14 protein-coding genes are annotated in these 10,917 nt (G+C 72.4%); 10 read left to right on the plus strand and 4 right to left on the minus strand.

Translation table 11 applies throughout. The features are described from left to right. The 5 genes from ACXJKL_RS05765 to ACXJKL_RS05785 form a co-directional block, all read left to right on the plus strand. A partial coding sequence (locus ACXJKL_RS05765) for a helicase-related protein (RefSeq protein ID WP_457206105.1) occupies window positions 1-860 on the plus strand: 860 nt, incomplete at its 5' end. Next, complete coding sequence (locus ACXJKL_RS05770; RefSeq protein WP_457206106.1) at window positions 860-1,225, plus strand: MmcQ/YjbR family DNA-binding protein; 366 nt, start codon at window positions 860-862, stop codon at window positions 1,223-1,225. The genes ACXJKL_RS05765 and ACXJKL_RS05770, both read left to right, overlap by 1 nt. Before the next feature lie 75 nt (window positions 1,226-1,300). After that, window positions 1,301-1,801, plus strand: coding sequence for a hypothetical protein (locus ACXJKL_RS05775; protein ID WP_457206107.1), 501 nt, complete (start codon window positions 1,301-1,303; stop codon window positions 1,799-1,801). Between the two features lies 1 nt (window position 1,802). Then, window positions 1,803-2,342, plus strand: coding sequence for a hypothetical protein (locus tag ACXJKL_RS05780; RefSeq protein WP_457206108.1), 540 nt, complete (start codon window positions 1,803-1,805; stop codon window positions 2,340-2,342). A 37-nt stretch (window positions 2,343-2,379) separates the two neighbouring features. Continuing rightward, the gene (locus ACXJKL_RS05785; protein ID WP_457206109.1) at window positions 2,380-3,360 is read left to right on the plus strand and encodes an NAD(P)/FAD-dependent oxidoreductase; all 981 of its coding nucleotides are present in this window, start codon (window positions 2,380-2,382) and stop codon (window positions 3,358-3,360) included. A gap of 16 nt (window positions 3,361-3,376) precedes the next feature. Here the strand turns inward: ACXJKL_RS05785 and ACXJKL_RS05790 are convergent, their stop codons facing one another. Together ACXJKL_RS05790 and ACXJKL_RS05795 are read right to left on the minus strand one after the other, a co-directional pair. After that, on the minus strand, window positions 3,377-4,036 hold the full coding sequence (locus tag ACXJKL_RS05790; RefSeq protein ID WP_457206110.1) for a Type 1 glutamine amidotransferase-like domain-containing protein: 660 nt from the start codon (window positions 4,034-4,036) through the stop codon (window positions 3,377-3,379). A 42-nt stretch (window positions 4,037-4,078) separates the two neighbouring features. Next, window positions 4,079-4,669: a TetR family transcriptional regulator gene (locus ACXJKL_RS05795; protein ID WP_457206111.1), complete on the minus strand. Its 591-nt coding sequence runs from the start codon at window positions 4,667-4,669 to the stop codon at window positions 4,079-4,081. 47 nt (window positions 4,670-4,716) lie between these two features. On the opposite strand from ACXJKL_RS05795, the gene ACXJKL_RS05800 reads away from it, so the two are divergent. From ACXJKL_RS05800 to ACXJKL_RS05810, 3 genes are read left to right on the plus strand one after another with little or no spacing between them, the layout of a single operon-like run. Continuing rightward, window positions 4,717-5,994: a glycosyltransferase family 4 protein gene (locus ACXJKL_RS05800; protein ID WP_457206112.1), complete on the plus strand. Its 1,278-nt coding sequence runs from the start codon at window positions 4,717-4,719 to the stop codon at window positions 5,992-5,994. Continuing rightward, a complete protein-coding gene (locus tag ACXJKL_RS05805; protein ID WP_457206113.1) occupies window positions 5,981-6,700 on the plus strand; it encodes a class I SAM-dependent methyltransferase in 720 nt (239 codons plus the stop codon). The genes ACXJKL_RS05800 and ACXJKL_RS05805 overlap by 14 nt, the downstream gene beginning before the upstream one ends. Then, window positions 6,690-7,787: a prenyltransferase gene (locus ACXJKL_RS05810; RefSeq protein ID WP_457206114.1), complete on the plus strand. Its 1,098-nt coding sequence runs from the start codon at window positions 6,690-6,692 to the stop codon at window positions 7,785-7,787. Before ACXJKL_RS05805 ends, ACXJKL_RS05810 begins: the two co-directional genes overlap by 11 nt. Here ACXJKL_RS05810 and ACXJKL_RS05815 read toward each other — a convergent pair. Beyond that, window positions 7,758-8,465 (minus strand): class I SAM-dependent methyltransferase, encoded by a 708-nt coding sequence (locus ACXJKL_RS05815; protein ID WP_457206115.1) that lies wholly within the window; start codon window positions 8,463-8,465, stop codon window positions 7,758-7,760. The two genes, ACXJKL_RS05810 and ACXJKL_RS05815, sit on opposite strands and share 30 nt — an antisense overlap. A 20-nt stretch (window positions 8,466-8,485) precedes the next feature. Here ACXJKL_RS05815 and ACXJKL_RS05820 point away from each other — a divergent pair, with 20 nt between their 5' ends. Both ACXJKL_RS05820 and ACXJKL_RS05825 read left to right on the plus strand, forming a co-directional pair. Continuing rightward, window positions 8,486-9,526, plus strand: coding sequence for an LD-carboxypeptidase (locus ACXJKL_RS05820; protein ID WP_457206116.1), 1,041 nt, complete (start codon window positions 8,486-8,488; stop codon window positions 9,524-9,526). 73 nt (window positions 9,527-9,599) lie between these two features. Next, entirely contained in the window at window positions 9,600-9,935 is a 336-nt protein-coding gene (locus tag ACXJKL_RS05825) for a VOC family protein (RefSeq protein WP_457206117.1), read from the plus strand. A 9-nt stretch (window positions 9,936-9,944) separates the two neighbouring features. Here the strand turns inward: ACXJKL_RS05825 and ACXJKL_RS05830 are convergent. Further along, window positions 9,945-10,917 (minus strand): alpha/beta hydrolase fold domain-containing protein (locus tag ACXJKL_RS05830; protein ID WP_457206118.1); only part of this gene is annotated, 973 nt, incomplete at its 5' end.

The raw sequence follows: 10,917 nt of genomic DNA on the forward strand, positions 1-10,917 counted from the left end.
TCCGCCCGACCGGCCTCATCGACCCCGAGGTCGTGGTCAAGCCCACGAAGGGCCAGATCGACGACCTCATCCACGAGATCCGCACCCGCTCCGAGAAGGAGGAGCGGGTCCTGGTCACCACCCTGACCAAGAAGATGTCCGAGGACCTCACCGACTACCTCCTCGACGCCGGCATCCGCACCCGCTACCTGCACTCCGAGGTCGACACCCTCAAGCGCATCGAGCTGCTGCGCGACCTGCGGCTCGGGGAGTACGACGTCCTGGTCGGCATCAACCTGCTCCGCGAGGGCCTCGACCTGCCCGAGGTCTCGCTGGTGGCGATCCTCGACGCCGACAAGGAGGGCTTCCTGCGCTCCGACAAGTCGCTCATCCAGACCATCGGCCGCGCGGCCCGCAACGTCTCCGGCCAGGTCCACATGTACGCCGACAAGATCACCCCGTCCATGGAGTCGGCGATCGACGAGACCAACCGGCGCCGCCAGATCCAGGTCGACTACAACACCGAGCACGGCATCGACCCCACGCCGCTGCGCAAGAAGATCGCCGACATCACCGAGATGCTCGCCCGCGAGGACGAGACCACCCAGGAGCTGCTCCAGACCTGGGCAGACGTGGGCCAGAAGGGCCGCGCGGGCGGGGTCAAGGCCAAGTCGCCGACCCCGTCGCTGTCCAGGCTGCACTCGGATCTGCCCGACACCGCCGGCATCCCGTCGAGCGACCTGGCCGAGCTCATCCAGGGGCTCACCGACCAGATGAAGACCGCGGCGGCCGAGCTCCAGTTCGAGGTGGCCGCCCGGCTGCGTGACGAGATCAGCGAGCTCAAGAAGGAGCTCCGCCAGATGATGGAAGCCACGAAGTAGTGGACGCCACCGACCTCGAGGCGCACTGCGCGACCAAGCCCGGGGCGTGGCCCGACAACCCGTGGGGCCACGAGCTGCCGGTCTACAAGGTCGGTGCGGGGGAGCGCGGCAAGATCTTCGCGTTCCTGGGCCGGGACAGCGTCGGGATCAAGGCCGCGGCGACCCGCGAGGCCGCCGACGAGTGGCTCGACCGCTACCCGGAGGCCGCCTCGGTGATGGCCTACATCGGCCGGAGCGGGTGGAACGACCTCTCCCTGGGCGGCACCATCCCCGACGACGAGCTCCTCGAGGCTGTCGACGAGTCCTACCGTCTGGTGGTCTCCCGGCTCCCGGCCAGGCTTCGGCCGGAGGGGTGGGAGGACTGATCCGGTCCGGCGCCGCCCGTTCGGACTCATCACCTGCCACGATGCGTGCATGACCCGAGTGACGAGCGGCGCCGCGTGAGCGTCCGTGTCAACGTCGGGCTCGCCGGGCTGGTGCTCGTCCTGGCCGCCGTGCTGACGACGCTGGCCGTGCGTGACCACGCCGCCCCCGCCGCCGCGACCGACACGGTGGCCGTGGCGCAGGACGCCGCCGCCCGGGCCGGGGCCGCGCAGGTCCGCTCCTTCCTCGACATCGACCACACGGACGTCGACGCCCAGCTGGAGCGGATGCTCGAGGGCACGACCCCACGGTTCCGGCGTCAGTTCGCCCCCCAGCTGAGGACGATCCGGGCCGAGGCCCGACGCCGGGAGTCCTCCGCCGACGTCACGCTGCTCCGGGTCGGGCTCAGCAGCTGGACCGAGCGCGCCGCGACCGTGCTGGTCGCCGCGGACACCGAGGTCACCAGCAGGGCGGCCGGTGGCGGCAGCGAACGGCGTACCGTCCCGTGGCGCATCGAGGTCGACCTCGTCGAGGACGGGGGCCGCTGGCTCACCGACGGCCTGAGGTTCGTGAACTGACGTGCCGGACGAGACCTCCCCGCGCTCCGCGCTCGCCAGCCCGTGGTTGACCGCCGTGCTCGCCGTCACCGCTGTGGTCCTCGCCGCCCTGGCGATCCTCCAGGTGTCCGACGCCGGCGAGTCCCCGGCCCCGCAGGGGGCGACGGCACCCGTCCTCGCCGATGCCGGCTCGCGCTCCCGTCTGCTCGATCGTGCCGCACATGCCGGGGAGCAGGTCTTCACCTACCACCACGACTCCTTCGACGGCGACGTCGCCGCCGCCCGGCGCGGCATGACGCCGGCGTTCGCCGAGGAGTACGCCGCGGCCATGCGGCGGGTGCGCGCGGACACCGTCCGCAACCGGATCGACCAGGAGGCGACCGCCGTGTCCTCCGCCGTGGTGTCCGCGACCGACTCGCGTGCCGAGGTGCTGGTCTTCGCCAACCAGGAGACCACCTCGGGCGCTACCGGTGCCCGTCGTGTCCAGCGCAACCGGCTCGTCGTCACGCTGGTCCGCCAGGACGGGCGTTGGACCGTGGCAGGGGTCACGGCGCTCGGCTAGGTTGTCAGCGTCCTGACGGCGACGAAGGAGTGACCGGGTGCCCGAGGTCGATCTGCTCATCATCGGAGCCGGCCCCACGGGGCTCTACGCCGCCTACTACGCGGGCTTCCGCGGTCTGCGCGTCGCCGTCGTGGACTCGCTGCCCGAGCTCGGCGGCCAGATCACCGCGATGTACCCGGAGAAGGCGATCCTCGACGTCGCCGGCTTCCCGACGATCAAGGGCCGCGACCTCGTCGAGGGACTGGTGGCCCAGGCCGCCACCGCGGACCCGCAGTACTTCCTCGACCGGACGGCCCAGACCCTGGCCCACGGCGACGGGCACGTGGTGGTCGGCCTCGACGACGGCACCGAGATCGGTGCCGGCGCGCTGCTCGTCACCGCCGGGATCGGCAAGTTCAGCCCCCGCCCGCTGCCCGCGGCCGAGGGCTGGGTCGGGCGGGGCGTGGAGTTCTTCGTGCCCTCCTTCGCGCCGTACGCCGGCAAGGACGTGGTCATCGTCGGTGGGGGCGACAGCGCCTTCGACTGGGCGCAGCACCTCGAGCCGGTGGCCGCCTCGGTCACCCTCGTCCACCGCCGCGACGCCTTCCGCGCCCACGAGCGCACCGTCAAGGCCGTGCGCGACTCCAGCGTCGAGATCATCACCCGCGCCCAGGTCACCGCCATGCGCGGCAGCGACGAGGACGGTGGGGGCCACGTCGCGGAGGTCGAGATCACCGTGGACGGGCAGGACCCGGTCGTGCGCCCGGCCCAGGCGGTGGTCGCCGCCCTGGGCTTCGTGGCCGACCTCGGGGCCCTCCAGTCGTGGGGGCTGGAGACCGAGAAGCGGCACCTGGTCGTGGACAGCGCGATGCGCACCAACGTGGAGCGGGTCTTCGCCGCCGGCGACATCACCGAGTACCCGGGCAAGGTCCGGCTCATCGCGGTGGGGTTCGGCGAGGCGGCCACGGCGGTCAACAACGCGGCCGTGGCGATCGACCCGTCGGCCCACGTGTTCCCCGGGCACTCCAGCGAGGCCTGACCCCGCCCGTCGGCCGTCAGTCGAAGTGCCTCCACCGCCCCTCGGAGACCACCTCGACCTGGCCGTCGACGACGGTGATGGCCGACTGCTCGTCCAGGACGTACGCCGGGTTGCCGAGGTCCGCGGCCCACCGCTCGGCGTCGGCCATCGTGTTGCCCGGGAAGGCGTCCAGGTGCGGGAAGATCGAGAAGTCGACCACGCCGAGGCCGCGGTCGTCCGGCGCGGCCGACCACGCGACGAAGTCCGCCCCGATGCGCGGCGTCATCACCATGCTGCCGGCGCTCATGCCCACCCAGACAGTGTCGGGCAGCGACGGCAGGAGGTCGGCCAGCCCGGACTCGAGCATCCAGTGGCACAGGTACGTCGCGTCGCCGCCGTCGACGAGCAGCACGTCGGCGTCACGGACCCAGGGGACCCACCGCTCGGCGCCGACCGTGGACAGCGCGGCGAGCTCGAGGACGCCGAGCGACGCCCAGCCCAGGCCGGTGAAGTGCCGGTAGACGGGCTCGGCGGCGACCATGCGCCGGACGGAGGCGGGCCCGCACTTCGGGTGACCCCACTGCGCCGTCGGGACGGCCAGTGCGTGGCACTCCTCGACCGGCTTGCCGAGCATCTCCACGAGGGCCGAACGGATGCTCGGGTTGGTGATGCCGCCAGAGGTGAGCAGGAGCTTCAACGGTGCCTCCGAAGGGCGGGGAGTCGAGAGGGGTGGTGGCGGTCAGCGTAGGACGAGGCGGACCGCGCGTTCCAGGTGTGCCGACGCCTCGTCGGCGCTGTTGCGTCCGGTCACCCAGGCCATCAGTGTCGCCAGCCACACGTCCCCGACGACGCGGGCGATCGCCAGCTCGTCGTCGGTCGCGCTCCGCGCGGGGTCGCCGTCCCCGCGCATCGCGCCCGTCAGGATGCGCACGAGCAGCGCGCCCACGGCGTTGATCTCGGAGGCGGCCGACCGGTCGGCGAACATGAAGGCCCGGGTGAGGGCCTCGGTGAGGTGCTGGTCGTCCTGGAGACCGCGGGTCATGCTGTGCAGCACGTGGACGACGCGGTCCGCAGCGGTGTCGCCGGGGACCGGGTTGCTGGCCATCGAGGCATCGGCGCGCTCGAACTCACGCGCCAGGGCGGAGACGAGCAGATGGATCTTGGAGGGGAAGTAGCGGTAGAGCGTGCCGAGGGCGACGTCCGCCTGCTCGGCGACGGCGCGCATCTGGACTGCCTCGAAGCCGCCGCGCGAGGCCAAGGCGATCGTGGCGTCCAGAATGCGGGTCCGGCGCTCTCGCTGGACGGGCGATGTCGGGTCGTCGTTGGCCACGTGCGCCATGATAGGAACACGTTCCACTTCGAGAAAGGTCGCCTCGCGTGCGCATCGCCATGCTGTCCTACCGCAGCAAGCCCCACTGTGGCGGTCAGGGCATCTACGTCCGGCACCTGAGCCGCGAGCTCGTCCGGCTCGGCCACGAGGTCGAGGTCTTCTCGGGGCAGCCCTACCCCGACCTCGACGAGGGCGTGCGGCTGACCAAGGTGCCCAGCCTCGACCTCTACCGCGAGCCCGACCCGTTCCGGACGCCGCGGCCCAGCGAGATCCGCGACCTGATCGACGTCGAGGAGGTCCTCACCATGTGGACCGCCGGCTTCCCCGAGCCCAAGACGTTCTCCCGGCGTGTGTCCCGCGTGCTGCGCGAGCGGCTCGACGACTTCGACGTCGCCCACGACAACCAGGTCCTCGGCTACGGGATGCTCGACATCGAGAGGATGGGGCTGCCGCTGCTCACCACCATCCACCACCCGATCACCTTCGACCGCCGCATCGACATCGCCGCCGCCCCCACGCTGCGCAAGAAGCTGAGCCTGCGGCGCTGGTACGGCTTCTTGAGGATGCAGGCCAAGGTGGCGCGGCAGGCACGCACCATCGTCACGCCCTCCGACACCTCCGCCCGCGACATCGCCCGCGACTTCGGCGTCGACCCCGCACGGATGCGCACGGTGCTGCTGGGCGTCGACGAGTGCTTCGTGCCACCAACGACACCGCGGGTCCCCGGTCGGATCCTGGCCATGGCCAGCGCCGACGCCCCGATGAAGGGCATCGCCACCCTGCTCGAGGCCTTCGCCAAGCTGCGCACCGAGCGCGATGTCTCCCTCGTCCTGGTCACCCGCCCCGAGCCCGGCGRACGCACCGAGCAGCTCATCGACCGGCTCGGGATCGCCGACTCGGTGACCTTCGTCAACGGGGTCAGCGACGCCGAGCTCGTCGAGGTGATGGGGTCCGCCGAGGTGGCCTGCGTCCCGTCCCTCTACGAGGKCTTCTCGCTGCCCACCGCCGAGCTGATGGCCTGCGAGACCCCGTTGGTGGCCTCGCGTGCCGGGGCCATCCCCGAGGTCGTCGGCGAGGACGGCGAGTGCGCGGTGCTCGTCGAGCCCGGAGACGTCGGCGAGCTGGAGCTCGCCCTGGCCGCCCTGCTCGACGACCCCGAGCGCCGCGAGCGACTCGGCCGGGCGGGCCGCCGCCGCGTGCAGCGGCTCTTCACCTGGCGGGCGGTCGCCGAGGCCACCGCCGCGGCGTACCAGGACACCATCGACAGCCACCGTGCCGAGCAGTCGCTCGCGACCACCCAGGAGGACCTCCGTGCTGACCGTTGACTTCGACCGACTCGGTCTCCGCCCGGGGGAGCGCGTGCTCGACATGGGCYGCGGAGCCGGTCGCCACGCGTTCGAGATGTACAAGCGCGGCGCGGACGTCATCGCCTTCGACCAGGACCCCGACGAGCTGGCCACGGTGCGCGAGTGGTTCGCCGCGATGTGCGACGCGGGAGAGGTGCCGATCGGTGCCGAGGCCGACGTCAAGGAGGGCGACGCGCTGTCGCTGCCCTTCGCCGACGGCGAGTTCGACCGGATCGTGGCCGCGGAGGTCCTCGAGCACATCCCGGCCGACATCCAGGCCATCCACGAGCTCGTGCGGGTGCTGCGCCCCGGCGGCACGCTCGCGGTCAGCGTGCCGCGGTGGTTCCCCGAGATCGTCAACTGGAAGCTGTCCGAGGACTACCACAACACCCCGGGCGGCCACATCCGGATCTACACCGACAAGGAGCTCGTCGACAAGGTCTCCAAGGCCGGGATGGAGTTCGAGGGCAAGGACTACGCCCACGGCCTGCACACGCCGTACTGGTGGATCAAGTGCGCCGTCGGCGTCCGCAACGACGACCACCCGCTCGCCAAGGCGTACCACCGGCTCCTGGTGTGGGAGATCATGAAGAACCCGAAGGCGCTGCAGGTCGCGGGCCGGGTGCTCGACCCGGTCATCGGCAAGAGCATGGTGCTCTACTTCCGCAAGCCCGATGTCGGCTGACGGGGCACCTGCCGACGTCCTGACCGCGGCCCAGTTCCGGCAGACGGCCGCCTCCATCGCGGCCATGCAGGAGCAGGACGGCGCGATCCCCTGGACGGTCGGGGAGCACACCGACGTCTGGAACCACGTCGAGGCGGCGATGGCGCTCGTCGTGGGCGCGGAGGTCGAGGCCGCCGAGCGCGCGTACGACTGGGCGGCCCGCACCCAACGGCCCGACGGGTCGTGGCCGATGAAGCTCGTCGCCGGCGAGGTGGAGGACCACAGCGGCGAGACCAACATGTCGGCGTACCTCGCCGTCGGGGTCTGGCACCACTGGCTGGTACGCCGCGACGCGCGCTTCGTGCGTCGGATGTGGCCCGTGGTGCGCCGGGGACTGGACTGGGTGGTCGGGATGCAGCTGCCGTTCGGCGGCATCGCGTGGTCGCAGGAGTGGCGCGACGGACGTCCCGACCGGGTCAACGCCGACGCCCTGCTGGCCGGGTCGTCGAGCATCTACCAGAGCCTGCGCGCCGGCGTCGCGCTCGCGGAGCTCCTCGACGAGCCGCAGCCCGGCTGGGAGCTGGCCGGCGGTCGCCTCGGCCACGCGCTGCGCCGCCACCGCGACCTGTTCCTGGACAAGTCCGAGTTCTCCATGGACTGGTACTACCCGGTGCTGGGCGGGGCGGTCCGCGGGGACGCCGGGCGCGCCCTCATCGCGGAGCGCTGGGACACCTTCGTCGAGCCGGGCCTGGGCATCCGGTGCGTCTCGCGCAACCCGTGGGTCACCGGCGCCGAGACCTGCGAGCTGGTGATGGCCCTGGACGCCCTCGGCGACCGGCCCCGGGCGCTGCGGCTGCTCGGGGACATGCAGCACCTGCGCGCCGAGGAGGGCCGCTACTGGACCGGCTACGTCTTCCCCGACGACGTGAACTGGCCGGTCGAGCACACCACCTACACCGCGGCCGCTGTGGTGCTCGCCGTGGACGCCCTCACCGACCGCAGCCCCGGCTCGGACATCATGCGAGGCACCTCGCTGGCCCCGGACTTCGCCGAGCTGGCGCTGGAGTGCGGCTGCGAGTCAGCGGACCGGGTCGCCGGCGTCTCCTGAGGACCGCCGCAGCACCCGCACCGACCCCAGCGCCTCGACCTCCACGAAGTCGCCGCTCTGCAGCGCCCGCAGGAACACGTGGTACGGCGGTCGCCCGCCGTCGGCCGGGTCGGGGAAGACGTCGTGGATGACGAGCAGCCCGTCGGCCATCAGCCACGGCGCCCAGCCGGTGTAGTCGTTCTGCGCGTGCTCCTCCGCATGCCCGCCGTCGATGAAGAGCATCGACAGGGGGGTGCGCCACAGCGTGCTGACCGTCGTCGACTTGCCGATCACGGGGACGACCTGGTCCTCGAGCCCGGCCCGCTCGATGGTCCGGCGGAACACCGGCAGGGTGTCCATCAGGCCGGACTCCTCGTCGACGAGGCTGGCGTCGTGGTGCTCCCAGCCGGCCTGGTTCTCCTCCGACCCGCGGTGGTGGTCGACCGTGACGATGACGCCCCCCACCTCGCGGGCGGCGGCGCCGAGGTAGACCGCGGACTTGCCGCAGTAGGTGCCGACCTCGAGGACCGGTCCGTGCGGCAGCCGCTCGCGGGCCAACCGGTGCAGCAGCAGCCCCTCGTCCTCGGGCATGAAGCCCTTCGCGGATCGCGCGTGGGCCAGCAGGTCGGCGGGCATCCCGGACGGGTCCGCGGACGTGGTTGCGGGCGGGTCCTCGGGGGTGGTCACACGGGCGCTCACACGGGGAGACACTAGTGGGCGTGAGCCATCCCGTGAGCCTGCCCCCGCCCGTGCCGTCCGAGGGACGGGTGGCGATCCTGTCCCCGTCGTGGTGCGCCCCGGCCCACTTCCCGGCCGTCCACGAGCAGGCCCTCCAGCGGGTCCGCGACCTGGGCCTGGAGCCGGTCGAGTACCCGACCACCCGCCGCCAGGGGTCGCCGTACGAACGGGCCGAGGACCTGATGGCCGCCTTCGAGGACCCGGACATCGGCGCGGTGATGGCGACGATCGGCGGCGACGACCAGGTGACCGTGCTGCGCCACCTGGACCCGGCGCGGATGACGGCCGTCCCCAAGCGCTTCCTGGGCTACAGCGACAACACGCACCTCGCCAACTGGCTCTGGGACCACGGCATCGGGTCCGTGTACGGCGGCTCGACGCAGGTGCACCTGGGTCCCGGCCCGGCGGTGGATCCGGTCCACCTGGCCTCGTTGCGGGCGGCCCTCTTCGGCGGCACCCACGAGGTCGCGGTGGTGGACCGCACCCGCGACGTCGGGCTGCGCTGGGACGCTCCCGACGTGCTGACCGAGCCGGCCCCGGACGTGCCGGCCGAGCCGTGGACCTGGTCGGGACCCGCCTCCCGGGTCGCCGGACGCACCTGGGGCGGCTGCCTGGAGTCGGTGGCCGAGACCATGCAGGTCGGCCGGTGGATGATGCCCGGGGAGTCGTACGCCGGCGCGGTGCTGCTGCTCGAGCCCTCCGAGGAGCGCCCCGAGCCCGAGGAGTGCTTCCGGATCCTGCGGGCGCTGGGGGAGCGCGGCATCCTCGGGGCGGCCGCCGCCCTGCTGTGGGCCCGGCCGCCCGTCGGGGACCACGACCACACCCCCACGCCGGACGAGGCCTCGACCCGTCGCGGGGAGTACCACGAGGCGGTGCTGCGGGCCGTGTCCGACTACGCACCGCACCTGGTGGTCGCGATGGACGTCGACTTCGGCCACACCTCACCCCAGGTCGTGCTGCCGTACGGCGGGGCGGTCACCGTGGACGGTGCGGAGCAACGGATCGTCGCGGACTTCGGGTGACCTGTCACACCAGCGCCGGCCCGCTCGTCAACCACCCGACAGACCATCCAGCACCACGCAGCAGGAGGACCCCATGACCGTCAGCTCCATCGTCATCCCCGTGAAGGACGTCGCCGTGGCGACTGCTTTCTACCGCACCGTCTTCGGCGCCGAGCCGCACACGGAGACGCCCTACTACGTCGGCTTCAACCTCGACGGCCTCGAGATCGGGCTCAACCCGAACGGCCACGCCTCGGGCATGGTCGGCCCCACCGCCTACCACGCCACCGACGACGTCGAGGCCGGCGTCGCGAGGCTGGTCGAGGCCGGCGGGACCGTGGTGTCCCCGGCCACCAGCGTGGGCGGCTCGACCGTCGTGGCCATCGTGGCGGACGCCGACGGCAACCACGTGGGCCTCATCAGCGCCTGATCGTGGTGGCTACCCGCCGGTGCCGGGCTCGTCGCCCGGCGCCGCGCCGGCGTCGACCGGGCGGCCCTCGCGCCACGAGTTCCAGTGCCAGGTGAGGTAGCGGTCGATGGCGCGGACCACGTGCGCGGAGCGGATCGAGGGGAACGTGTCGAAGGCGTGCTGGGCGCCCGGCAGCTCGGCGTACACCACCGACCTCTTCGACACCTCCCGCAGCCGGTCCACGAAGGCGCGGGCCTGGCCCACGTCCACGAGGGTGTCGCTGGCCCCGTGGATGACGAAGAAGTCGGGCTCGTCGCCGTCCACGCGCAGGATGGGGGAGGCGGCCTCGAACTTCTCGGGGTCGCGCTCCCACGTCGTCCTCAGCACCCGCGGCGCCAGGAAGGCGTCGCGCATCCCGACCGCGCTGCGCAGGCCGGTCGACCCGGCGAAGTCGTAGACGCCGTAGTGCGGGACCGCCGCCTGCACGGTGGTGTCCACCTCCTCGAAGCCGGGCTGCCACTCGGCCTCGTTGGGGGTCACCGCGGCGAGGGCGCACAGGTGGCCGCCCGCCGAGCCGCCGGTGATGACGATGTAGTCGGGGTCGCCGCCGTACTCGCCGATGTGCTCCTTGGTCCAGGCGATCGCCCGCTTCACGTCGACGATGTGGTCAGGGAAGACGGCGCGCGRCGAGAGCCGGTAGTTGATGGCCACGCAGACCCAGCCGCGGGCGGCCATGTGGTGCATGAGCGGGATGGCCTGCCGGTCCTTGCGGCCGGTCATCCACGCCCCGCCGTGGACCTGGAGGAGCACCGGAGCCTTCGTGGTGTCACCGTCGGCGGGACGGTAGATGTCGAGCATCCCCCGCCGCCCGTACGTCGCGTACGCGATGTCGCGGTCCACCCGGACCCGCGGCTCGCGCATCCACAGCGGGTTGAACAGGTGGCGCCACGGGGTGGCCAGCTCGGCGGGGGTGGGCGGCGCGTCCAGCTGCTCGACGTACTCG

The organism is Nocardioides sp. P5_C9_2, from assembly GCF_054049555.1.

Excerpts from the sequence above, each read along its gene's own strand:
- ACXJKL_RS05810 (WP_457206114.1), top strand. The coding sequence starts at position 6,690 with ATGTCGGCTGACGGGGCACCTGCCGACGTCCTGACCGCGGCCCAGTTC.
- ACXJKL_RS05825 (WP_457206117.1), top strand. The coding sequence starts at position 9,600 with ATGACCGTCAGCTCCATCGTCATCCCCGTGAAGGACGTCGCCGTGGCG.